The 21,597-nt window shown below is 65.0% G+C and carries 26 protein-coding genes and 1 pseudogene; 19 read left to right on the top strand and 8 right to left on the bottom strand.

Annotation, left to right across the window (positions count from 1 at the left end; all coding sequences use genetic code 11):
* Positions 1-43 precede the first annotated feature (43 nt).
* The 3 genes from AMYHA_RS06750 to AMYHA_RS06760 are packed head-to-tail and all read right to left on the bottom strand — an operon-like array spanning position 44 to position 2,244.
* On the bottom strand, positions 44-1,231 hold the full coding sequence (locus AMYHA_RS06750; RefSeq protein ID WP_330759434.1) for an NAD(P)/FAD-dependent oxidoreductase: 1,188 nt from the start codon (positions 1,229-1,231) through the stop codon (positions 44-46).
* Between the two features lie 2 nt (positions 1,232-1,233).
* Positions 1,234-1,425: a ferredoxin gene (locus tag AMYHA_RS06755; protein WP_034269101.1), complete on the bottom strand. Its 192-nt coding sequence runs from the start codon at positions 1,423-1,425 to the stop codon at positions 1,234-1,236.
* A 27-nt stretch (positions 1,426-1,452) separates the two neighbouring features.
* Positions 1,453-2,244 carry a 2-keto-4-pentenoate hydratase gene (locus AMYHA_RS06760; protein WP_034269104.1) on the bottom strand — a complete coding sequence of 264 codons (792 nt, stop codon included), beginning with the start codon at positions 2,242-2,244 and terminating at the stop codon, positions 1,453-1,455.
* Positions 2,245-2,332: 88 nt separating this feature from the next.
* On the opposite strand from AMYHA_RS06760, the gene AMYHA_RS06765 reads away from it, so the two are divergent.
* The 6 genes from AMYHA_RS06765 (at position 2,333) to AMYHA_RS25570 (ending at position 6,157) form a co-directional block, all read left to right on the top strand.
* The gene (locus tag AMYHA_RS06765) at positions 2,333-3,208 is read left to right on the top strand and encodes a TIGR03619 family F420-dependent LLM class oxidoreductase (RefSeq protein ID WP_034276162.1); all 876 of its coding nucleotides are present in this window, start codon (positions 2,333-2,335) and stop codon (positions 3,206-3,208) included.
* The gene (locus AMYHA_RS06770) at positions 3,205-3,645 is read left to right on the top strand and encodes a nuclear transport factor 2 family protein (RefSeq protein WP_034269107.1); all 441 of its coding nucleotides are present in this window, start codon (positions 3,205-3,207) and stop codon (positions 3,643-3,645) included. The genes AMYHA_RS06765 and AMYHA_RS06770 overlap by 4 nt, the downstream gene beginning before the upstream one ends.
* A gap of 126 nt (positions 3,646-3,771) precedes the next feature.
* Positions 3,772-4,233, top strand: a complete 462-nt coding sequence (locus tag AMYHA_RS06775; protein WP_034269110.1) for a MaoC family dehydratase N-terminal domain-containing protein — start codon at positions 3,772-3,774, stop codon at positions 4,231-4,233.
* A complete protein-coding gene (locus AMYHA_RS06780) occupies positions 4,230-4,631 on the top strand; it encodes a MaoC/PaaZ C-terminal domain-containing protein (protein ID WP_051399608.1) in 402 nt (133 codons plus the stop codon). Before AMYHA_RS06775 ends, AMYHA_RS06780 begins: the two co-directional genes overlap by 4 nt.
* 11 nt (positions 4,632-4,642) lie before the next feature.
* On the top strand, positions 4,643-5,473 hold the full coding sequence (locus AMYHA_RS06785) for an SDR family NAD(P)-dependent oxidoreductase (protein ID WP_034269113.1): 831 nt from the start codon (positions 4,643-4,645) through the stop codon (positions 5,471-5,473).
* 108 nt (positions 5,474-5,581) lie between these two features.
* Complete coding sequence (locus tag AMYHA_RS25570) at positions 5,582-6,157, top strand: DUF5134 domain-containing protein (RefSeq protein ID WP_169732902.1); 576 nt, start codon at positions 5,582-5,584, stop codon at positions 6,155-6,157.
* Positions 6,158-6,169: 12 nt separating this feature from the next.
* Here AMYHA_RS25570 and AMYHA_RS06795 read toward each other — a convergent pair whose 3' ends face one another.
* Entirely contained in the window at positions 6,170-7,093 is a 924-nt protein-coding gene (locus AMYHA_RS06795; RefSeq protein WP_051399610.1) for an SDR family NAD(P)-dependent oxidoreductase, read from the bottom strand.
* A 4-nt stretch (positions 7,094-7,097) separates the two neighbouring features.
* Positions 7,098-7,736, bottom strand: a complete 639-nt coding sequence (locus AMYHA_RS06800) for a TetR/AcrR family transcriptional regulator (RefSeq protein ID WP_034269116.1) — start codon at positions 7,734-7,736, stop codon at positions 7,098-7,100.
* 174 nt (positions 7,737-7,910) lie between these two features.
* On the opposite strand from AMYHA_RS06800, the gene AMYHA_RS06805 reads away from it, so the two are divergent.
* From AMYHA_RS06805 to AMYHA_RS06815, 6 genes are all read left to right on the top strand, one after another.
* A complete protein-coding gene (locus AMYHA_RS06805; RefSeq protein ID WP_034269119.1) occupies positions 7,911-8,804 on the top strand; it encodes an RHS repeat-associated core domain-containing protein in 894 nt (297 codons plus the stop codon).
* A gap of 232 nt (positions 8,805-9,036) precedes the next feature.
* Positions 9,037-9,585, top strand: coding sequence for a hypothetical protein (locus AMYHA_RS26855; protein ID WP_157361869.1), 549 nt, complete (start codon positions 9,037-9,039; stop codon positions 9,583-9,585).
* Between the two features lie 583 nt (positions 9,586-10,168).
* Positions 10,169-10,402 (top strand): hypothetical protein, encoded by a 234-nt coding sequence (locus AMYHA_RS06810; protein WP_157361871.1) that lies wholly within the window; start codon positions 10,169-10,171, stop codon positions 10,400-10,402.
* Positions 10,403-10,606: 204 nt separating this feature from the next.
* Positions 10,607-10,987, top strand: a complete 381-nt coding sequence (locus tag AMYHA_RS26860) for a DUF6896 domain-containing protein (protein WP_157361873.1) — start codon at positions 10,607-10,609, stop codon at positions 10,985-10,987.
* Between the two features lie 432 nt (positions 10,988-11,419).
* Positions 11,420-11,632 (top strand): RNA 2'-phosphotransferase, encoded by a 213-nt coding sequence (locus tag AMYHA_RS28355; RefSeq protein WP_196776849.1) that lies wholly within the window; start codon positions 11,420-11,422, stop codon positions 11,630-11,632.
* Complete coding sequence (locus tag AMYHA_RS06815; RefSeq protein WP_269189733.1) at positions 11,565-11,963, top strand: RNA 2'-phosphotransferase; 399 nt, start codon at positions 11,565-11,567, stop codon at positions 11,961-11,963. The genes AMYHA_RS28355 and AMYHA_RS06815 overlap by 68 nt, the downstream gene beginning before the upstream one ends.
* An 18-nt stretch (positions 11,964-11,981) precedes the next feature.
* On the opposite strand, the pseudogene AMYHA_RS26865 reads toward AMYHA_RS06815, so the two are convergent.
* A pseudogene (locus tag AMYHA_RS26865) lies at positions 11,982-12,080 on the bottom strand (phosphoribosylaminoimidazolesuccinocarboxamide synthase); the annotation flags it as partial.
* A 135-nt stretch (positions 12,081-12,215) separates the two neighbouring features.
* On the opposite strand from AMYHA_RS26865, the gene AMYHA_RS26290 reads away from it, so the two are divergent.
* From AMYHA_RS26290 to AMYHA_RS06825, 4 genes are all read left to right on the top strand, one after another.
* Positions 12,216-13,214, top strand: a complete 999-nt coding sequence (locus AMYHA_RS26290) for a DNA/RNA non-specific endonuclease (RefSeq protein ID WP_157361875.1) — start codon at positions 12,216-12,218, stop codon at positions 13,212-13,214.
* A 15-nt stretch (positions 13,215-13,229) separates the two neighbouring features.
* Positions 13,230-13,775 carry an SMI1/KNR4 family protein gene (locus tag AMYHA_RS26870; protein ID WP_157361877.1) on the top strand — a complete coding sequence of 182 codons (546 nt, stop codon included), beginning with the start codon at positions 13,230-13,232 and terminating at the stop codon, positions 13,773-13,775.
* Between the two features lie 438 nt (positions 13,776-14,213).
* Positions 14,214-14,741, top strand: coding sequence for an RNA 2'-phosphotransferase (locus AMYHA_RS06820; RefSeq protein ID WP_196776851.1), 528 nt, complete (start codon positions 14,214-14,216; stop codon positions 14,739-14,741).
* Positions 14,742-15,068: 327 nt separating this feature from the next.
* Complete coding sequence (locus AMYHA_RS06825; protein WP_157361880.1) at positions 15,069-16,007, top strand: hypothetical protein; 939 nt, start codon at positions 15,069-15,071, stop codon at positions 16,005-16,007.
* An 86-nt stretch (positions 16,008-16,093) separates the two neighbouring features.
* Here the strand turns inward: AMYHA_RS06825 and AMYHA_RS06830 are convergent, their stop codons facing one another.
* Both AMYHA_RS06830 and AMYHA_RS06835 read right to left on the bottom strand, forming a co-directional pair.
* Positions 16,094-17,269 (bottom strand): Fic family protein, encoded by a 1,176-nt coding sequence (locus AMYHA_RS06830; RefSeq protein WP_034269128.1) that lies wholly within the window; start codon positions 17,267-17,269, stop codon positions 16,094-16,096.
* A 123-nt stretch (positions 17,270-17,392) separates the two neighbouring features.
* Positions 17,393-18,226 (bottom strand): phosphoribosylaminoimidazolesuccinocarboxamide synthase, encoded by an 834-nt coding sequence (locus AMYHA_RS06835; protein WP_034269131.1) that lies wholly within the window; start codon positions 18,224-18,226, stop codon positions 17,393-17,395.
* A gap of 203 nt (positions 18,227-18,429) precedes the next feature.
* Between AMYHA_RS06835 and AMYHA_RS06840 the strand changes: the two genes are divergently transcribed.
* The 3 genes from AMYHA_RS06840 (at position 18,430) to AMYHA_RS06850 (ending at position 21,594) form a co-directional block, all read left to right on the top strand.
* Positions 18,430-18,957: a hypothetical protein gene (locus AMYHA_RS06840; RefSeq protein WP_051399611.1), complete on the top strand. Its 528-nt coding sequence runs from the start codon at positions 18,430-18,432 to the stop codon at positions 18,955-18,957.
* A gap of 46 nt (positions 18,958-19,003) precedes the next feature.
* Complete coding sequence (locus AMYHA_RS25575; RefSeq protein WP_051399612.1) at positions 19,004-20,473, top strand: sigma-70 family RNA polymerase sigma factor; 1,470 nt, start codon at positions 19,004-19,006, stop codon at positions 20,471-20,473.
* A 113-nt stretch (positions 20,474-20,586) separates the two neighbouring features.
* Entirely contained in the window at positions 20,587-21,594 is a 1,008-nt protein-coding gene (locus AMYHA_RS06850; RefSeq protein ID WP_034269133.1) for a stage II sporulation protein M, read from the top strand.
* The last annotated feature ends 3 nt before the right edge of the window (positions 21,595-21,597 follow it).

Raw genomic sequence — 21,597 nt, forward strand, 5'->3', positions numbered from 1 at the left:
CGCCGCACTGCTCGCGCGACCGTGCGGCATCAACCGGCCGCGTTCAACCTGCCACGGCCTCCAGGGCGTCGTTCCAGCTCACGCGCTTGCCGATCTGCGCGCGCAGCCGCATCACGAGACGTCGTTGCTCCACGCCGAGCGCGCCGATGAGCCGGTCATCCCTGCGATACAGCGCCAGGAGCGTGTCCTCACCAACGCCGCCCGCGACGACCCGCACCTCGTCCGCGGTCGGAACGCCGACGAACTGCACGCGGCTGTCGTAGAGGTCCGACCAGAAGTACGGCACCAGCGTGCACGGAGTCGCCTGGGCCGGGTCGGTGGCGTTGCGCGCGGCCAGTCCGCCCTGCTCGGCGGCAGACGTCCAGTGCTCGAGTCGCATCGTCTCGCCGAACAGCGGGTTGAACCAGCGCGCGACGTCACCCGCCGCGTACACGCCAGGTGCGCTGCTCTGCAGGGTCTCGTCGCAGACGACGCCGTCGTCGAGCTTCACGCCAGAGCCACGGAGCCAGTCGATCGCTGGCGCGGCGCCAACGCCGACGATCGCGACGTCAGCGGGCAACGTCGAGCCGTCGCCGAGCCGGACGGCCCGCACCCGATCGTCGCCGTCGATGCCCGTGACGGTGACGCCGCAGCGCAGGTCGGTGCCGTGGCGGGTGTGGAGGGCGGCGATCGCGGGCGCCAGCTCGTCGCCGACCGCGGCGGCGAAGGGCACATGCGCGGCCTCGACCAGTGTCACCTCGGCACCCATCCGTCGCGCGGAGCAGGCCAGCTCCGAACCGATGAACCCCGCACCCACGATCACCACTCTGCTGCCGGGCTGGATGGCGGTGCGCAGCGCGCGGGCGTCGTCCAGCGTGCGCAGCGTGTGCAGCCCGGACAGCGCAGGAAGTCCCGGCAGTGTTCGTGCGGTCGCACCGGTGGCTAGCACCGCCGCCGTGTACGGCACCGGGTCGTCTCCCGCGAGGATGACCCGCTGCTCGGGGTCGAGCCCGGTTGCGGGTGTGCCGAGTCGTAAGTCGACGTCGAGGTCGGTGCGCAGCGCGTCCTCGGTGCGGAACTGCTTCGGCGTGCCGTCGCCGGTCAGGAACTCCTTGGACAGCGGCGGCCGATCGTACGGCAGGTGCTCCTCCGCGCCGAGCAGCGTGATCGCGCCGGTGAATCCTGCCCGTCGTGCGGACTCCACCGCGCGCAGCCCGGCCAGCGACGCGCCAACGACGACGAGTCGCGCCACGCTCAGCCTTCCAGCCGCAACGCCTGTGTCGGGCACTGGTCGACGGCGTCCTCCAGATCGGCGCGGTCCGCCTCAGTGAACTCCTCGGTGAGCAGGTGCACGATGCCGTCGTCGCCCACTTCGAAGACGTCGGGCCGCAGTCCCTCGCACACGCCGTGGCCGGTGCAGACGTCGGTGTCGATGTGCATCTTCATCGCTGGTGTGTCGCCTTTCCGTCGATATCACCTCGGCGGCGCAAGGACCGCCGTCACACTGCCAAGCTCCCCCATATCGGACACTACGCTGTCTCCTGGTTTAACCGGTTCCGCGCGCGTCATCGAGCCCGGTAGTACGACGTGGCCCGGTTCCAGTGTGATGCCAAGCGGACCGACGGTGTTGGCCAGCCATACCAGCGCGTTGAGTGGCGAGCCGAGCACGGCGGCGCCGGAGCCGGTGGCACGCAGTTCGCCGTTGATGTGGAACGCACAGCCCGCGGTGCGCAGGTCGGCGTCAGCCAGCCGGGTGGGTTTGCTGCCGAGTACGACGCCGCCGGACGAGGCGTTGTCGGCGATGGTGTCGACGATCGAGATGCGCCAATCGGTGATGCGGGAGTCCACGATCTCCAGCGCTGGGACGACGAACTCGACCGCGCGCATCGCGTCGGCGGCGGTGACACCGGGTCCTGACAGCGGCGTGCCGAGCACGAACGCGATCTCCGGCTCGATCCGGGGTTGCAGGTAGCCGCTCGCGTCGAACGGCAGGTGTTCGGCGTGGAACATGTTCGCGAGCAAGTGGCCGTAGTCGGGCTGGTGGACGCCCATCTGCCGCTGCATGGCCTGCGAGGACAGCCCGACCTTGTGACCCTTGATCTCGTCACCCGCGTCGACCCAGCGGCGAACTTGTTCCTGCTGGATGCGGTAGGCGTCAGTGACGTCGGCATCGGGGAAGCCGCTGATGATCGGCTCAACCGGGACACCGCTGGCGTAGGCGCTGAGCAGGTGCTCGGCGGCCTTGGTGATGGCATCGGCGTCCATAGTTCGCTCCCTCGGCTTGCCTGGCCATGGTCACATCGACCATACTAGAACACGTTATAGTTTTGCCATGGCGGTGGAAGGTGAGTCGATGAAGTTCAGCATGTCGGTCGCGCTCAGTCCGCCGGATCAGCTCGCGGAGCTGGCAGTCGCCGCGGAACAGAACGGGTTCTCCTCGGTGGTGCTGCCTGACTCGCTGTTCTACTCCGAGGAGGTCTCGGCCGACTACCCCTACACCGCCAACGGTCAGCGGTTCTGGGACGCCGAGACGCCGTGGGTCGACCCGCTGATCGCCGCGACGTCGATGGCCGCCGCGACCAGCGAGATCCGGTTCTACACCTCGGTGCTCAAGCTGGGCTCGCGACATCCGGTGGTGCTGGCGCGTCAGCTCGGCTCGGTGGCCGCGCTGACCGGCGATCGGTTTGGCCTCGGCCTCGGTGTCGGCTGGTCACCGGAGGAGTTCGCCTGGTGTGGCGTGCCGTACGAGCGCAGAGGCAAGCGCACCGACGAGGCGATCGAGGTGCTGCGGTTGATCCTCGGCGGTGGGATGGTCGAGTACCACGGCGAGTTCTTCGACTTCGGCAAGCTGCGAATGAGCCCGGCGCCGCGCGAGCGGATGCCGTTCTACATCGGCGGTCACTCCAAGCCCGCGCTGCGGCGCGCCGCCCGCTACGGCGACGGTTGGTCCTCGGCGATGATGACCATCGACGAGCTGCGCACCACCATCGGCCGGCTGCGTGAGCTGCTCGCGGAGTATGGCCGAGCGGACGACCCGTTCGAGTTCCAGGCGGTGTGCGTCGACCGGTTCGGTGTGTCGGGCTATCGGGAACAAGCCGAGGCCGGTGTGACCGATGCCGTGGTGATGCCGTGGGTGTTCCAAGGGCTGCCGTTCGATGCCCCAGTTTCGTCCAAAGTGGACGCGGTGAAGAAGTTCGCCGATGAAGTGATCGCGGAGGTTGCGGCGTGAGTGTGACAGTGTGCTGGGACGAGGCGGCCGATCAGCCGCCAGCGCGACAGGTCGCGCTGGCGTCGATGCGGGCGGTCGACGCGGGCGACAAGGACGCCTGGCTGGCGCTGTTCGCGCCGGACGCCGTGGTCGAGGACCCGGTCGGGCCATCCGGGTTCGACCCGGAGGGCAAGGGACATCGCGGTGCCGACGGGCTGTCGGCGTTCTGGGACACCGCGATCGCCTCGGTGGAACGGTTCGAGTTCGTGGTGCACGATTCGCACGCGGCTGGTGACGAGGTCGCCAACGTCGCCACGATCACGACGCACTTTCCCGGCGGGCACCGCGTCGACACCGATCTGGTCGCGGTGTATCGGGTCGACGAGGACGGGCGATTGTTGTCGATGCGTGCGTTCTGGGAAGTCGAGCGCGCCATGGCCACGGCGCGGCAGGCGTAACGGTCGCGCCGCTATTTCGCGGAATGTCAGGAATTGCGCGTGATTGCCGCTAGCTGATCCGGCCGCTAACGTCGTTTCAAGATTAATGGATATCACATTTCTCCCTATGAAACGACGGGTGGCGGTATGCGGATCGACCCGGAGAAGGCGAAGGCGTTGCCGATTCGGTCCATCGAGGCCGATGTGGAGCGCGGCAGGCTGCGGTTCTTCGCGAAGGCGGTCGGGCAGACCGATCCGATCTACAGCGACGTCGACGCGGCACGGCGGGCGGGGCATCCGGACCTGCCGGTGCCGCCGACGTTCTTCTTCAGCCTGGAAATGGACGACCCCGACGCGTTCTCATTCCTCGCCGATTTGAACATCGATCTCGGTCGCATTCTGCACGGCGAACAGTCTTTCACCTATCACTCGCTCGCCTACGCGGGAGAAACCCTGCTCCTGAAATCCAGAATCGCCGACGTCCACACGAAAAAGGGTGGGGCGTTGCAGTTCTTGGTCAAACACACCGACATCACGCGGCCCACCGGTGAGCCGGTCGCTGAGGCGGAGTTCAGCCTCGCCATCAGCCACCCGGAGGTGACCTCGTGACGACCACGACCGAGATCGCGGTAGGGACCGAGCTGCCGCCGCTGCGTGTCACACCGATCTCGCGCGCGACGTTGGCGCTGTTCGCGGGCGCGTCGGGCGATCACATGCCGATCCATATCGACATCGACGCCGCGAAGAAGTTCGGTTACGACGACGTCTTCGCGCACGGCATGTTGTCGATGGCCTACCTGGGCAGGCTGCTGACCGACTGGGTGCCGCAGGAGAAGATCCGCTCCTATCGGGTGCGGTTCACCGCCGTCACGCCGCTGCACGCGGAACCCACTTGCACCGGGCGCGTCACCGCCATCGACGACGGCATCGCCATTGTCGAGCTCACCGTCACCCTCGCCGACGGCACCGTCACGCTGCGCGGCGACGCCACCATCGACCTCACCTGAGAAAGGCAGCCATGGGAAAGCTCGACAACAGATCCGCCCTGGTCACGGGTTCGGGTCGCGGCATAGGCCGCGAAATCGCCCGCAAGCTGGCCGGTGATGGCGCGCGCGTCGTCGTCAATGATCTGGACGCCGAACCGGCCAAGGACACCGTCGCCGCGATCGAAGCCGCGGGCGGGACCGCCCTCGCCTGCGTCGGCAGCGTCACCGACGACGACTTCGCCGACCGGTTCGTGCGCACCGCCGTCGACAATTTCGGTGGCATCGACATCATCGTGAACAACGCGGGTTACGTGTGGGACTCGGTCATCCAGCGAATGACCGACGAACAGTGGGACGCGATTCTCGACGTTCACCTGAAAGCGCCGTTCCGGATTCTGCGGGCCGCGCAGCCGGTGATCTCCGCGGCCGCGAAGAAGGCGAAGCAGGCGGGCGAGCCGGTGCCGTGCCGGAAGGTCGTCAACATCTCCTCGATCGCCGGCCTCGGCGGCAACGCCGGGCAGGCGAACTACGCCGCGGCGAAGGCGGGTGTGACCGGGCTGACCAAGACCATGGCGAAGGAATGGGGCCGCTACAACGTCACCGTCAACACCGTCGCGTTCGGACTGATCAAGACCCGTATGACCGAGACACCCGCCGGTGAGGGCGGCACCGTGACCATCGAGGGCCGCGAGATCAACATCGGCGTCAACCCCGATGTGCTCGAGATGATGAAGACCATGATCCCCCTCGGCCGCAGCGGCACGCCGACCGAGGCGGCCGGGTCGGTGTATCTGCTGTGCATTCCCGAGTCGGACTACGTCAGCGGTCAGACCCTCGTCTGCGGCGGCGGCTTCATGTTCTGACCGCACGGAGCGTAATCCCCTGGTTGCGGGCTGGTACCAGTGGAGCTGGCCTGCCAGCGTGAATAGTCGGGTCTGTTGCCGACACGCGAGGTAGCTATGGGCGCGCCGATGCCAGTGCTGGTCATGCAGGGTGTCGCGCTCGTGCTGATCGCGCTGCTCGCGACCACCCGCCTCGTGCACGCACATCCTGCCTCGACGCTGCGGGTGCACGTCCGGCGCGAAGACGAGGCGGCCGAGGTGCTGATGAGTCTCGGCATGCTTGCCATGTTGCTGCCGGCAGGGTGGCCGATCCCGAGGGCAGGATGGCTGGCGGTGTTCGCGCTGACCGCCGTCATTCTTGGGGTGATGTGGGTGCGTCGGCGCGGCGGCGCCTGCTGCGTGCCGTCGCAGTGCGGGCATCACCTACTCGGCTCGGTCGCGATGCTGCTCATGCTCGCCGCGATGGCAGGACATTCCGCTGGTCACGGCCATGGTGAGCCGTTGGTGGCCGCCGGTGACCCGGCGCTGCTCACGGCCGCGGGGGCCGCGACGGCCTACTTCGCGGTCGACGTCGGGGTGTGCCTGGTGCGCGGCAGGACACGGCCAGCGCCCGCGTTGCCGCTGGTGCTGCGGCACCGCACGCGGTTGACCGCACGGGCGGCGATGAACGTCATGATGGCCGCCATGCTGGTGTCGATGTCCTGATGCCCGGGGCGGCTACCGCTCGGCGTTCGCGTGGGACGCGCCGTTGGCCGCCTCGCCGTTGGCGCTCGGCGTGTCGTCGGTGTTGCGGTACAGCACGCCTAGCGCCCACGTCACCGGGCCAGCCAACAGCACGCTGCCCACCTCGGCAGGGCCCAGCCACCACGGCCCGATCGCGCGCTCGCGCGTCACGATCGCGCGCCCGACGATGTCCGCGGCCTCGGCGGAACTCATGCCGGGAAGCTGGCGCATGATCGGCGTCGGCGCGCTCATCCGGGTGTAGATCAGCGACGGATAGAACGTCGACACCGCGACGCCATCGTGGGCGATCTCCGGCGCGATGCTGCGCAGCCACGTATCGAATGCGCTCTTCGACGCCTGGTACGCGCCCCAACGCGGCGCGGGGGTCAGGCGAACGCCGATGGTGGAGACGTTGATGATCTGCCCCTGCCCGCGCGCCCGCATCGACGGCAGCAGCGCGAGCAGCATCCGCACCGGGCCGAGGTAGTTGACGCCGATGGTGCGCTCGAAGTCGCGGAACCGGTCGTACTGCAGGTCCACCGACCGCCGGATCGACTTGCCCGCGTTGCTGACCACGATGTCGACGTGACCGTGCTCGGCGAGGATGGTGCCCGCCAGCGCCTCGGCGGCCACCGGATCGGCCAGGTTCGCGCAGTAGAAGTACGCCGCGCCACCCGAAGCGGTGATGTCGTCGGCGACCTCGGCCAGCCGCTCCTCGGTGCGCGCCGCGAGCAGCACTGTCGCGCCAGCCCGCGCGAGCAGTCGCGCGGTGGTGGCACCCACCCCGTACGACGCGCCGGTGACCAGTACGTTCTTGCCCCGCACGGCACCGGCGAGGTCCGCGAGGTCGTGACCGGGCTGGGGATTGACGGCGCGGTTCACGGCAGCGGTCGCAGCGCGGGTCAGAGCGGACAGCATGGGTTCACTCCTGGGGTGTGTTGGTGCGCATCGCGTCGAGCCCCGCGATGATGGTGCGTGCCGTGAAGTCGAGGAGTTCCTCCCAGCCGCACGGGTGCAGCACCTGCCTGCCCCCGGTGACGTGCTCGGCAAGGCCGGTGATGGTCGCCCATACGAACGGCAGTGCCAGTTGCATCTCGCCCGGTGCCACCGGCCGTTTCGCGGTGCGCGTCAACGCGGCGCCCAGTGTGTTCAGCACCCGCTGCGACGCCGCGACCAGCGGTCGGGCGATGTCGTTCGCCGAGGGATGCTCGCCGAGCACCATCGTCCAGATGTTCAGCTCCCGCCCGAACACCCGGTAGACGTCGAGGTACGCCGTGGCGATCGTGGCGATGACCTGCTCGCCGGTCTCGGCCACCCGGCACGCCGGGGCGATCTCGGTGTGGAAGTCGTCCAGCCGCTGCGTGAACAATGTCGCGAACAGATCCTCCGTGCCCTGGAAGAAGACGTGGATCGTGTCCTCGCTGACCCCGGCGTCAGCGGCGACGTCGGGTACCGACAGCGCGGCGTAGCCGCCGTCGGTCAGCCGTTGACGCGCCGCGGAGAGGATGTCGAGACGCTGCCGGTCGCGCTGATCCCAGCGCGCTCCCGTCACCGTCGACACACCTGACCACCCTCGTCGCGTCCGTGCCCATGAACGCCGTTCAGAACGGCCTTACTATGCGCTCCGCGGGCTGCCATGGTCAATGGTGGACAGCTGTCTGTGCGCACTGTGCGGTGCGGTACGCCATTTGAGTGGTGCGCGCCGGTCTGACCGCACTGCGAAGTTACTTTCGGTATGTACGAGTGGTCCTATCTCTACATAACCTCGTGGGACGACGGCAGCGACACGGTCAGCTATGGCTGGGACGACGCCGGCAACCTGGTCGATAAGACTGGTACAGCGCAGGTGTTCAACGAGCGTAATCAGCTCGTCGAGTCCGGTGGGGACTCTCGGACCTACACGGCTCGCGGCACCCTGTCGTCGAGCACGACCGACGGCACGACGTCGACGATGAGCTATAACGCGTTCGACGAGCTCGTCGCGGCGGACGGCACGAACTATGCCTACGACGCACTCAACCGGCTCGTGTCCCGTGGCAGTACGACGTTGTCGTATCTCGGCACCAGCAGGGATGTCACCGCCACTGGTTCGTGGGATTACAGCTACCTACCCAGCGGCGAGCTGTTGGGTGCCGGTGATGGCACCACCACCGGGCTCGCGGCCACCGACCGGCGCACCGACCTGATCGGACTTTACGACCCGACCACCGGTGGCTTGGGTGGTTCGCGCAGCTATGACCCGTTCGGCGATGAGACCGGCTCCGCGGGTGCTCAACCGTTGCTCGGGTATCAGCACCAGTACACCGACCCGGCCACGGGCATGACCAACATGGGCACCCGCTGGTATGAACCCGGCACCGGAGGGTTCGCCTCCCGCGACTCGGCCGCCCTCGACCCCCGCGATGTGGGCAACGCCAACCGCTACGGCTACGCCGCGGGGAGTCCGCTCAACTACACGGATAGGACCGGTCGGTTGTGCGATCCCTACCCATGTCCAAGTATTCCGGGCACAACCACGGGAACGGCTGCCAAGGTCCTTGGCTTCTTCGCTCGCGCTGGTACTGCTTTTTGGATCCGTAGTCGGATCGCTGGTCCTCAACCCAGGAAGGCTTGCAGACGGCACGTGTGATGCTGATCCGGACTGCGTTCGCTTCAAGCCACATATCCGCGACAGCTGGGAGTGGCGGATTTCCAAGGGGCGTGACGGTCAGGGTCGGCCCAACCCGCCAGATCCACCTGTGCCGCCGGGCCCGCCAGCGCCGCCGGGCCCGCCGCCGATGCCTGGTGGCAGTGGGTGTGGAAACTGCTGGGGCGTTCTCGATGACGCGGCCGCCATTGCGGCCAACGAAGCCACTGAGAACGTGATCAACTGGACTCGGATCATCGATGATCGCGCCACCACCAAGGCTGAGCGTCCCGACCTCAGCATTACCATCCGCGAGGCCGCCAAGGACCTCTGGGAGAAGGCCAACGACGTCGTCAACGACATCCACCTCGGCGTCGTCGGAGACGACGGCAGCGAAGACCAGCCCTATCAGCCTGATGAGGTACCTACAGAAATTGCTGCGCCGGCACCGACGCGTGACGATAGAGACGAGGATCAAGTCCAAATCTTCCGAAACGTCGATGAAGTAGAGTTCAATGACATCGCTGCAACGCAGCGTTTCAATATTGCTCCAGGCATGATGGTGGGTAAGTGGTTCGCTCTTACGGGACCTGATGCCGAAGAGTGGGGACGTCGGCTCAATAAGGGGAACGGGATAACTGTTGAAACTAGGATTCCAAGATCTACATTCGACACGCTGCTATACCATGAGCGATGGGATGGAATAGGTCCAGCGGTGTGGGCAGAGCCGCCGCAGCTCGAATTAATAAACCAGACTATGGACGGAATACGAGTTTGGCCATGAAGGATAGTGTCGAACCCGCTATAGCACATATGAGAGTCGAATGGCGAAAGACCTATGAGGATGGAAGGGGGTTCACGCCTCCGAGCGCCCGAGTGTTCACTGCTGGATGTAGGTTTACGGGCGGGAAAGAGTCTGAACCGATGGGTGTGATCCTAGAACTGTTGGATTCGAACTTTGGCAACCGATGCTTGTACAAGGTCGACTTTCCGGATCGGCGACTCGCATACTCCTATCTTGAAGTGGGTGCCGAAGTAACAATAACTGAAGGGCCAGTTTCAATAGTAGGACGAGGAATAGTTACTAAAGTTCTTAAAGATGAAGCATACATCAGAGAATTCCCCTACCATATGTCGGACTAACATCGCGCTTTCACGCAGCATCAGCGTGAAGGCTCGAAGCCTGACGGTGAATCGATTGCAACACGGTACACGTCATCTGACTAAGGCTGGGATCTCTCCTGTATGGAGGGCAAGACGGGCCCTGCTCTGCGGCAGGCGAGGAGGTCCGGGATGACGATCCGCGATTAGTGCGGCGAGACAAGGCCCGTCGGCGTCGGGTGTGGGCGCCTCCAGCAGTGGTAATCGTGATTGGGCTGGTGATGGCGGCGGGTGCGGACTACCGGGAGATCCATTCGACGACGGCCTTCACCGACGCCGGACTACCGAACGGCACGGACCGCGCCGGTCTGGTGAATGTGACGCCGTTCGCGGCTACGGGCGGGGGCCTGCTGCGCACCCTTGCCGGACTGCTGTGGTTGGTCCCGGCGCTCTTCTGGCTCCGCCGAAAGAGGATGCAGAAGCGAGCGAGCACTGAATAGCTCCCCGACCAAGGCCGGGCGGTTCCATTCTCGTTGCTGATGATAGAAAAATCTATACAATGTTGATGGTCTGCCGTACAATGTCGTGTCTCAAGAACGATTCGATGAACTTTACCGGGACGGAATGACGGAAGTTGTACGCATGTGGGCGGAGGTTGGGCCGAACAGAATTCATAATCCGTATCGAAAGGGGTCAGGTTATCGATGATCCTCGACCCTGCCGGGGAAGTGAAAGAATTTTTGCGTGCATTATACCATGTACGTTCGGTCGTCTTCGAGGAGATTCCCGGTCTCCATGGGAGCGTCCCGTCGATGAGGTGGATGTATCACTCCAAAGCTCTGGATAAATCTGGTTCAGTAGGCGGTCGGATAGATTACAATATGCATGGAATCGGCTGCTGGTTTATCGACGAAAGTGGCGCCTTAATTGATGTCGACTTCGATTATTCAGTTGATGAGAAGGGTGTCGAGATATTCGATTGCTGGAGGGTTAAACGCTACTCTGAAAGTATTGGTTCTGAAGCGTCTCCAGTCCTGAAGAAATTATTGACGCTTGCAGGGGGCTTGTTTCTCTTGAGTGGATAACTGAGTTGCGTAATGGATGGTTTACTCCGGTCTGGGAAAAATTCGATTCCGATAGAGATGTCTGCGTGTAGCGCAAAAGGGTTCAAGGTGGAACGAAGCGCTGTTCGACCCCTCGGTCTCTAGTCTTTTATGCGCGCCAGGTGTTCACGAAGTTTTCATATCCGAGCGAGTTGGTTCGGGTCGTCGAACTGGGGCTCACTGATCTAGCATTCTGGTTGATCCTAGAGAGAGGTCAGTTGGCGGGTCGCTATCGCGGACTGCAAAATGATTCCCGTCACGCGCCGCCAGGATAACGACGATGTCGCGTGCCGGGAATTAGAGCGAAGTCGCGGGTGCGTGGTGATCGTGCGCGACTATGCCTCGCCAGAATGGGAACAGTGTTCGGAATTCGCTACTCTCAACGTCTGACGCCGATATTTTGTAGGGATCTGCATGCGTGCTGAGAAGTTGAGCAAGGTGGTGTCGTACGCGTTGCGTCATGCGCCGTGGTTGTATGAGCTGGAGCTTGATGCCGAGGGGTGGGCTCCGGTTGATCAGTTGTTGGATGCGTTGCGTGCTAAGGGGGGCGTGGGAGGCGGTGGACGGCGAGGCGCTGGCCGTCATGATCGAGTCGTCTGCCAAGCGGCGTTTCGAACTTGTCGGTGATCGCATCCGCGCTTTGTATGGCCATTCGCTGCCCGGGCGGGTTGAGCGGCAGGTGGCTAAGCCTCCGGAGGTTTTTTATCACGGCACTGCTCCCGGGACGTGGGAGGCGATCCGCGGCGAGGGGCTCCAGCCCATACGTCGTCAGTACGTGCATTTGTCTGTCGACACGGCGACGGCTGTGGCCGTTGGCAAGCGCAAGAGCACGTCGCCCGTCCTTCTCAGCGTTGCCGCATCCGAGGCGGCGGCCGACGGCATCGAGTTCTACGTCGGTAACGAGGCAACCTGGCTCGCGCTGCAGATTCCGGCCAGGTTCATTCGGCCCTGCACGTAGTGGCAGCGGTAGTGCGGCTCAGCGCTCCCAGGTCTTGCCCGTGATCCGCTCGTAGACGTCGATGTAGCGCTGCCGGGTCGCCTGCACGATGTCGTCGGGGATCTCTGGGCCTGGCGGGAATCTGGTGGTTACCGGAACGGCCGCCGTCATCGGGATCGCCGCTGTCGGGGCTGCGGCGTGGACTGCATACGCTTCGAGTCCAGCCCGGCTGGTCGGGAGGCGGCATCTGATCTCGAGGCTAGCCTGTCGTCGGTGGCTGGCGACGTGGCCGACGGGGTGGCTGATGCGTGGGACAACATCACAACAACCACTGTCGCGGGCACGGCGGTGGCTGCTCCTCCGAGGCCGGACCTGAGCGATTACGACGCGGCGAAGGCGTGGCTGTGGCGGTCCATGGCCACCGCCGCAGGTACAGCAGCGGCCGTCGATGCTATTTCCAGTTCTGGTGGTTCGCCCGGTTCTGGAAGTGGACCCGGCAACTACCTGCCACAGTGTGGATACGCCTGTGTGGCCACTCTGGGCACCGGCGCCGGTGGTGTGGCTACCGTGACCGCTACCCCCGAACAACTGCGCCAGCAGTATTGGAGTCAGGAGGTCAACGAACGCGCCAACACCAAGGCGCCACGCCCCGATCTCAATACGACCGTCCGTGAGGCCGCTAAGAGCCTTTGGAAAGCCGCCAACGACCCCGGCAACGACATCGACCTGGGCACCGTTGGAGGCGGTGATAATCAACAGGATGAGCGGTACACACCTGAGCGGGGGCCTGATACATCTGCCGCCCCTGCGCCGGTGCCCCCTGGCACAACCCCCAAGAAGTTCCGCAAGCAAGGTTGCGGAAAGGGATGGAAAGACTACGGAGATGTCCTCAAGAACGGAAACCGGACCGGGGTCAGGGCATGCTTGACCTCAAGCGACATCGGCCAGGGGCAGAAAGTGCGTGAATGGATCAAGCCGCCAGGATATGGAGGCAGAGCGCAAAAACATGACAAGGGACATCTCCTTGCGAAGAAGCTTGGAGGTACTGGCGAAATGCCAGAGAACTTTGTCACCGTCTATCAAAGTCCCAACCGAGGTCGCATGAGAGTCGGGGAAAATGAAGTTGCTAACGCGTTGGAAACGCAGGATGTGTACTACACCTCGACGCCGATATATCGAAATGGTGATCCGATACCATATAAGATCATGATCACTGCGAGGGGAACGAAGGGTCTAGCGTTTACGATTCCTGTAGAGAATACGCCATCGTAACAGGAAGGGTTCGAGATGAGTGCGCTTGATCGATTGATTTCTCTTGTGCCACCGTATTCGTACAAAGACGATAGGAGTATCGATTGGGCGGCGGTGGAATCTCAGTTGGATTCGCCGTTGCCGTCGGACTACAAGCGCCTGGTCGAGCGGTATGGTGCTGGTGTTTTCGACGACTTTATTTGGGTATATCAGCCAATGTATCCGACCGAGGCTTTGGATATAGGGTGGCGTAATCGAAATGCATTAGAAACTCTCAGGGTTATAGGTGCGGATCAAATTCCGTATTCGATTGAGGCTGGCGCTGAGGAACTTCTGGTCTGGGGTGGAACCGAGACAAGAGAAGAGTGTTATTGGGTGAAGAGCGACGCCGATCCTGAGAGGTGGACGGTAGTTCTGAATGACGCGGGGGACGATGAGTGGTTTTCATTTGAAGGCTCGATGAGCGAGTTTCTAGTTGCGGCACTGTCGGGAGAATGCGGACGTGACTTTTTCGTGGATTTCCCGTCGCCTCGACCGATTTTTTCCCCCGACCCGCTACCGGTGATCGATTCGACCGATTAACGAACTGAAAGTTGTGGAGGAGATGTTTCGACCTGGCACGTTACCGATGACGGGCTACGCTTGACGGCTGTGATGTCGATAGCAGTGCCACGCTTACGTTGGGTGAGATTGCCGGATCCGCCAGTATCCGATGGCTTGAGAATGGCGATGAAAGGCTTGTGCTTAAGCGCGAGACCGTGTCAAAGGTTTCGGCCCGCGATGAGTATGGAGGCGTCCAGTTTCTAGTTTGGTCTTACTCCGAGGGTCTTAGCGGCAAGCTGATCGTACGAGTTGGCGAGCACGTGTCAGTGCGTGACGCATTGCTCCGCACCTAACTCCGTTGTGGGTGCTTGGCAGCTGGCGAATGGGAAGCGCCGGAGTTCGCTAAGGTCAACGACCGGCGCCGACATATAGGGGAGGGTCTGATTGCGTTTACGTACTGAGAAGCTGAGCAAGGTCGTGTCGCACGCGTTGCGGCATGCGCCGTGGCTTTATGAGCTGGAGCTCGATGGCGAGGGTTGGGCTCCGGTTGATCAGTTGGTGGATGCGCTGCGTGCTAAGGGTGGGGCGTGGGAGGCGGTGGACGGCGAGGCGTTGGCCGACATGATCGAGTCGTCTGCCAAGCGGCGTTTCGAACTTGTCGGTGACCGCATCCGCGCTTTGTATGGTCATTCGCTGCCTGGGCGGATCGAGCGGCAGCCTGCCACACCGCCTGACGTCCTTTACCACGGCACTGCTCCCGAGACCTGGGAGGCGATCCGCGTCGAGGGGCTCCAGCCCATACGCCGTCAGTACGTGCACCTGTCCGTCGACAAAGAGACCGCTGTGGCTGTTGGCAAGCGCAAGAGCACATCACCCGTCCTTCTCAGCGTCGCCGCCGCTGCAGCGGCGGCCGATGGTGTCGAGTTCTACATGGAAACGAGACAACCTGGCTCGCACAGCAGATTCCGGCTAAGTTCATCCGGCGGTGTACGTCGTAGCGAATAGACACATCACCGTGCATCCCTGCTGAGCTGTATGGAGTTCGAATCGACCCCTCATCCGGCATTCCAAGCACGGCGGACTGTACTTACTCGTCCGTGGGACCGATGCGTCGCAATTGGGCAGAAGACGTCAATTATCCTCATCTACTGACTCTGGAGGGGTGTAGTGGAGGACGACGCGGTAGTTGCGGCGATCCCGGAGGCTCCGGGGCCCCGCACCGACCGGCCTGGCGCGGAGGACCCGCATACGCGAGTGGTGATCAGATTTGTCTATCGAGGTTTATGGCGGGGTGTCGGCGGATGCGCGGGGATGTGTGCGCTCGCTGGCATCGTGGCATTCTTCGGCCGGGAGACACTGGCGGCGATTACGCTGTTCATCGGGCTCGCCTTGGCGCTGCTGTTCTTCCGCCAGTTGACGTTACTTCGCGCCGTTGACAAGGCCATGGCGGCGCAGACGTGGCGCCCGGTGATCGCGCGGCCCTTGCGGGCGACTGACTGTCGCGTTGAGGTCCGTGACGGGGCCAACCTGTTCTACCTGAAGGGCGGCGTGCTCGATCCGTTCGCGCAGGTTCTCGCGCGTCACCCACGCGCGTGGCTGGTCGGGCCCGACTCGCGGGGCAGGGTGGCGCTACGCCTGCCAGGAATCCATTCCCCGATTCCGCTGCGAAAGGCGAAGAACGCCGACGGTTATCGCGAGGTGCGGCCACGTCAAACGGACATCGACCCGGCCGCTCCGGCATCCGAGGACGAGGTCGCGATTCGCTGGGCCAAGGTGGTGCGCCGCAAGACTCGTCGATGGTTCTGTTGGCCCGCACTGCTCGCCCTCGCGGTTTCGGTCGGATTCCTCCGTGGAGCGTCCGACCAGACCGCTGCGGATGAGGCGAGTATGTCGGTAGCGATCGCGGCCGCGGCCGGTGTGCTGGTGCTGCTGATATGGGCGCTGTCGCGGTGGCAGAAGGGTCGGGACGCGGTAACGTTGCCGAAGCTGCTCGCCGCTGGCCCCTGGCAGCGTTATTCCATCCGACTCACGTCTCCCTACCGTCCTGGGAAGTTCGCGTTCGGTGATGTCTCCGTCGCGGTTGAGTTCGACGGCATGGAGCATCCGTTCACCCTGCACTACGCGTCGCCGGATGTGGTGGGCTACATCGAGAACACCGGCACGATCTGGTTCGCGGCCTCACCGCATTCCGGCGGACAGGCGATCGCTGTAGGCGTACCGGGATATCCCATCATCGGAATCGTTCGTCCTGCGGCGCCCGAATCCCGCTGAGCTTGCACTAATCCGCTGCTACTTCGAGTCGAGAGCAATGCATGAGGATAAATAGGCGAAGGACGATTTGTTGTTTGATGAGACAGCTAACTCTCCGACAAGAGGTCGTAGACTCGTTCACAGCGGTAGACACGGCCGTAGTTGCCGCCCGTCTGTTCGGTGAGATACCCGAGTTTTTCCAACTTGGTGACAGCGCCGTTCGCGGTCGGGTAGGAAACGCCGAGGTCTCGCTGCACCTGCGGCACCGTCATAACCGGGTAGCCGATCAGGTTTGCAGCCAGGTCCAAAACAATGCCGCGAGCACCGGTTGTCTTCAGGGCGTCTGTCACTTCTGCGGAGAAGTCCATCAATCGGTCGATCGTTTCAGACGCTGCGGTGGCGCGAGCTGCGACGGCCTCGCCAAAGAACTTGACCCAGGGGTCGAAGTTGCCCGTCTTGCTTACGGAGAGCAAGTGGTCGATGTAGTCGTCGCGCCGAGGCTCAAGCCAAGGAGACAAGTTCAGGACAGGAAATCCCAGGACTCCCTCTTCGATGAGTTGTAGCGTGATGACCAGTCGGCCGATTCGCCCGTTGCCGTCACTGAATGGATGCAACGTCTCGAACTGGTAATGCGCTAGTGCGAGCTTCACCAGGGTGGGCATTTCCTGCTCGTTGTTCACCCACTTTTCCCAGTCGCTCACGCCTTCCTCCAGCTGATGGCCCGGAGGAGGCGGGACGAAGCGTGACTGTTCGATCCCTCGGCCTCTGTCCCCTATGCACACCAGGCGTTCACGAAGGCGTCCGGCGTCATATGTGTCTCCCCGTGTGCCGTGCACGAGGATTGCTTGCAACTCGGCGATGACCTTGAGGCAAATCGGTAGTCTTTCGATGAGTTCGAGTCCGCGAAAGGCGGCCCGGATGTAGTTCTGGACCTCGCGTACTTCGGCCGACGACGCCCTGCCATCGGCGTACTCGGCTTCGAGAACGTCCGCGTATGGAGCGAACGTTCCTTCCAGCGCCGAGGTGCTGACGGCTTCCCGCGTCAGTGACGGTCGAACCAATAGGGCCGGATTGGGAAGTCGTTTCACCCGGGCCTCGAGTGCGCCGATCGCACGGTCAGCACCGCTGATGACCTTGTAGGTCGCGGCGGTGAGCTCGACGGTTCCGGGGAGGGGCCTCGGGGCGAAGGCGTAATGGCTGAACGTGCGTCGCATCCGGGCGTCACTGCCGCTGATGGGCACGAGGTCGCCAGCGGGCGACTCCACAAAGTCATCTAGCTGCACTTTTAAAGTATATCGCAACTTACTTTAAAAGCTCGTCTGGGTATGCAAGAAGTCGTTACATCTCGCGGGGGCTTTGTAAGCAAACCCGGAAATCCTTTAAATTACAGGTTCGTAATTTAAGGCTCAGTGCTCCCAGGTGTTGCCCGTGATGCGCTCGTAGACGTCGATGTAGCGCTGCCGCGTCGCCCGCACGATGTCGTCCGGGATCTCCGGCCCCGGCGGCGTCTTGTCCCAGCCGGTGCTGGTCGACCAGTCCCGCACGAACTGCTTGTCGAACGAGTGCTGCGTGCGCCCCGGCTGCCACTCGTCGGCGGGCCAGAACCGGGAGGAGTCCGAGGTCAGGATCTCGTCGGCCAGCGTCATGGTGCCGTCTGCGTCATAGCCGAACTCGAACTTGGTGTCGGCGATGATGATGCCGCGCGACGCCGCGTGCTCCGCGCCCCTGCGGTAGACCTCGATCGACGTCTCCCGTAGCCGTTCGGCGTCGTCCTTGCCGATCATCGCGACGACGTCGTCGAACGTGATGGGCTCGTCGTGTCCCTCGGACGCCTTCGTGGTTGGCGTGAAGATCGGCTCGGGCAGCTTGTCCGCCTCGACCAGCCCGTCCGGCAGCTTGACACCGGATACCGCGCCGGTGCGCTGGTAGTCCTTCAAGCCGGAGCCGCTGAGGTAGCCGCGCACGATGCACTCCACGCCGATCATGTCCAGCCGCTTGCACCGGACCGCCCTGCCGCGGAACTCGTCGGGCACGTCGGTCGTGGACAGCACGTGGTTCGGCACGACGTCGGCGAGCTGGTCGAACCACCACGCCGACAGCTGGGTGAGCAGCGCACCCTTGTCCGGGATCGGCGTCGGCAGCGAGACGTCGTAGACCGAGACCCGGTCGGACGCGACCAGTACCAGGTCGCCCCGGTCGGTGTAGACGTCGCGGACCTTGCCGGTGTGAACGAGCTCCATGCCTGACACCCAATCACGCCGCTGGTTGCCACGCGCGACGACTCCCGGTGTGCTGTGGTCTCCGCGACGCCGTGTCCCCCGTAGCCGACGCCGTGTTCCTCACTCCCGACGCCGTGTTCCACATTCCCGCGGCAGGTTTCTGTGACCGTGCCCCGCCCTCGGTGCTCCTAGGAGGTGACAGCCCACCAACAAAGGAGCCCATCATGACCATCTCGATCCGATCGCTGTTCCGGCTGACGATGTTCGCCGTCGCCGCCATCATCCTCGTCTTCGCGTTCAGCGGGATGGCGTTCGCCGCGCCCGGTGGCGACGACGCCGTCAGCCCGACGCCGCACACCTACCAGCCGGTCTACACCGTGCCACCCAGCTGGGAACCCACCGCGCCGGAGGGTGAGCCGGAGGAGCCGGCCGAGCCGCCAGCTGACCCCGAGGAGCCAGCGTCCCCGGAGCCTGAGCCGACGGAGGCCGCGCCGACAGAACCAGAGACGCCGACGCCGACCCAGCCGCCGACGTCCGAACCGACGTCGGAACCCGCATCGCAGCCCTTCGCGACCCCGGCCACCACGACGTCCAGCGTGCCGTCGAGCCCCGACACCCCGGCCGCCAGCCAGCCGGCCAACACCGGCGCCGTGCGGGTCGCCATCGGCGCTGGACTCGCGGCCGTGCTGCTCGGCGGTGGCTGGCTCGCGACCTCGCTCGCCCGCATGATCAGGCGGGAGCGTCACCCGTGACATGGAAAATGCGGACAAGTGGGGCACTTCGCCCTACCCTCATACCATGGAGGACGCCGAGCTGGCACGACGTGCGGTTGACGGCGATCAGCGTGCGTGGACCGAGATCTACGACACCTACGCCGACCGGCTGCACGACTACTGCCACTCCATCCTGCGCGACCGCCACGACGCGGCCGACGCGCTGCACGACGCGTTCGTCACGGCGGCGTCCAAGATCGGCCAGCTTCGCGACCCGAGCAGGCTGCGGCCCTGGCTGTACTCGATCTGCCGCACCCAGTGCCTCGCCGCGATCCGGAAGCGCTCCCGGGAACGTCCCGACGAGGATGTGGCCGCGATGACGCCGCCGGTCGTCGACCGCGACGAGTACGCCGACGCCGAGCTGCGGCAACTCGTCGCGGACGCCTCGCTCGGGCTGGCGGCCAAGGACAGGGCGGTGCTCGACCTGCACCTACGGCACGGCCTGGAAGGCAAGGACCTCGCCGTCGCGCTCGACGTGACCCCGCATCACGCCACCGTGCTGCTCGGCAGGGTGCGCGGTCACGTGGAACGCTCGCTCGCGGCGTTGCTCGTCGGCCGCACCGGCAGGCGCGACTGCCCCGAGCTGGACGCGCTCCTCAGCGGCTGGGACGGTTCGTTGTCGCCGTTGATCCGCAAGCGCGTCGCCCGGCACATCGACGCCTGCACGACGTGCGGCAGGCGGCGCGAACGCATGGTCAGCCCGCTCGCGCTGCTCGGCTCGCTGCCGATGATCCCGGCGCCGGACGACCTGCGGGAGCGGACGTTGGACGACATCGCGCTCGCCTCGGCGCAGCGTTCGATGGGTTCTCGCGCGCCAGGTGGCAGCAGGGCGCTCGGGCTCGCTGCGGGCTTCGCCGCGTTGCTGCTCATCGGCGGCGCGGTCGTCGCGCTGCAGTCGCCGCCCGCTACCCCCGGCGACCCCGCGGGTGCCATCGCGGGGCCGCAGACGACGTCGACGTTGCCCACGGAGGTGACACCGGAGACGACCACCACCACACCCGAGGAACCCTCCCCGGTGACCGCGACATCAACGACGACCACGCCGCCACCGACGTCGCCTGAGACATCGGAGCCGGACGCGGGCACCGCCACGACCCCTGAGACGGACCGGGATACCACCTCGCCGAGGGTGTTCGACCTGCGGACCGACCGGCAGGGGATCGGGCCGCGTGGCAGCGGCTGCGCGACGACCACGGTGGCTCGCGCCCGCGTCGTCGACGACGGGGAGCCGACCAGCGGCACCAGCGAGCCAGCAGGGACCACCACCAGCGAGCCCGCCGAGCCGCTCGACGTCACGCTGTTCTGGCAGCACAGCGAGGGTGCGGTGCATGACGTTGCCATGGCCCACGAGTCGGCGGACGTCTACCGCGCCGATATCGGTCCGCCCGAGAGTGGCGAGGACATCGTGTGGTGGGTAGTCGCGGCCGATGCCGCGGGCAACTCCACGCGGAGTGCCGATCAGCAGCTCGCGGTGTACGCGGCCTGCCCTCGGTGATGGCGCCACTGCCGAATACGGCGTTGGGAACGTCGGACACAGCGTTGGGAACGTCGGACACGGTGTCGGGAACGTCGGACACAGCGTCGGTTCAGAGCCGATAGGGTCACGGCGTGGACATCGACGTGTTCGTCGCGCAACACCGCGCGGAATGGGACCGGCTGCGGTACCTGGTGCGGCATGCGCGGAAACTACGCGGGCCGGAGGCCGACGAGCTGGTGGCGCTGTACCAGCGTGCCGCGACGCACCTGTCGATCGTGCGCTCCACCGCGCCGGACCCTGCGCTGCTCAGCAAGCTGTCGACGCTGGTCGCGCAGGGCCGCGCCGCCGTCGCCGGTTCGCACAACCCGAGCTGGCGCGAGTTCGGACTGTTCTTCTCCCGGCGGTTCCCCGCCGCGATCTACCGCGCGCGGGCGTGGTGGATCCCGGTCGCCGTAGCGTTCCTGCTGGTCAGCGGTGCGCTCGCGGCGTGGATCGCCACGGACACCGGGGTGCGCGGCCAGCTCGCCACGCCGTCGGAGATCGAGCAGCTCACCGCGCCTGGCGGGCAGTTCGAGAGCTACTACTCCTCGGCTCCTGCCGCATCGTTCGCCTTCGACGTCTGGACCAACAACGTCTGGGTCAGCGCGGGCGCGCTGACGCTCGGGGTGCTGTTCGGACTGCCGGTCATCGTGATGCTGCTGGCCAACGCGGTCAACGTCGCGGTTGCCTGCGGCATGATGGCATCGGTGGGCAGGCTCGACATCTTCTTCGGGCTGATCACGCCGCACGGCTTGCTTGAGTTGACCGCCGTGTTCGTCGCGGCGGGCCTCGGCCTCAAACTCGGCTGGACGGTCATCGACCCTGGCCGACGCAGCAGATCGGCCGCGCTCGCGCAGGAGGGCCGCGCCGTGGTCGGGGTCGCACTCGGCCTCGTCGTCGTGCTGCTGATCTCTGGCGTGATCGAGGCGTTCGTGACGCCGTCGGGGCTGCCGACCGCCGCGCGCATCGGCATCGGCGTGCTCGCCGAGGTGGTGTTCCTGGCCTACGTCTTCGTGCTGGGCCGCCGCGCCGCGCAGGCAGGGGAGACCGGCGACATCGAGGCGAGCCACGCGGGCGCGAGCGCCCCGGCAACGGGTTGAGGC

It is taken from the genome of Haloechinothrix halophila YIM 93223 (assembly GCF_000504245.1).
Lineage (GTDB): Bacteria > Actinomycetota > Actinomycetes > Mycobacteriales > Pseudonocardiaceae > Haloechinothrix_A > Haloechinothrix_A halophila.

Excerpts from the sequence above, each read along its gene's own strand:
- AMYHA_RS06785 (WP_034269113.1), top strand. The coding sequence starts at position 4,643 with ATGGGAAAGCTCGACAACAGATCCGCCCTGGTCACGGGTTCGGGTCGC.
- AMYHA_RS06835 (WP_034269131.1), bottom strand. The coding sequence starts at position 18,226 with ATGGAGCTCGTTCACACCGGCAAGGTCCGCGACGTCTACACCGACCGG.
- AMYHA_RS26860 (WP_157361873.1), top strand. The coding sequence starts at position 10,607 with ATGATCCTCGACCCTGCCGGGGAAGTGAAAGAATTTTTGCGTGCATTA.
- AMYHA_RS26870 (WP_157361877.1), top strand. The coding sequence starts at position 13,230 with ATGAGTGCGCTTGATCGATTGATTTCTCTTGTGCCACCGTATTCGTAC.
- AMYHA_RS06760 (WP_034269104.1), bottom strand. The coding sequence starts at position 2,244 with ATGGACGCCGATGCCATCACCAAGGCCGCCGAGCACCTGCTCAGCGCC.
- AMYHA_RS06775 (WP_034269110.1), top strand. The coding sequence starts at position 3,772 with ATGCGGATCGACCCGGAGAAGGCGAAGGCGTTGCCGATTCGGTCCATC.
- AMYHA_RS25570 (WP_169732902.1), top strand. The coding sequence starts at position 5,582 with ATGCCAGTGCTGGTCATGCAGGGTGTCGCGCTCGTGCTGATCGCGCTG.
- AMYHA_RS06795 (WP_051399610.1), bottom strand. The coding sequence starts at position 7,093 with ATGCTGTCCGCTCTGACCCGCGCTGCGACCGCTGCCGTGAACCGCGCC.
- AMYHA_RS28355 (WP_196776849.1), top strand. The coding sequence starts at position 11,420 with ATGCGTGCTGAGAAGTTGAGCAAGGTGGTGTCGTACGCGTTGCGTCAT.
- AMYHA_RS06805 (WP_034269119.1), top strand. The coding sequence starts at position 7,911 with ATGTACGAGTGGTCCTATCTCTACATAACCTCGTGGGACGACGGCAGC.
- AMYHA_RS25575 (WP_051399612.1), top strand. The coding sequence starts at position 19,004 with ATGGAGGACGCCGAGCTGGCACGACGTGCGGTTGACGGCGATCAGCGT.
- AMYHA_RS06840 (WP_051399611.1), top strand. The coding sequence starts at position 18,430 with ATGACCATCTCGATCCGATCGCTGTTCCGGCTGACGATGTTCGCCGTC.
- AMYHA_RS06755 (WP_034269101.1), bottom strand. The coding sequence starts at position 1,425 with ATGAAGATGCACATCGACACCGACGTCTGCACCGGCCACGGCGTGTGC.
- AMYHA_RS06765 (WP_034276162.1), top strand. The coding sequence starts at position 2,333 with ATGAAGTTCAGCATGTCGGTCGCGCTCAGTCCGCCGGATCAGCTCGCG.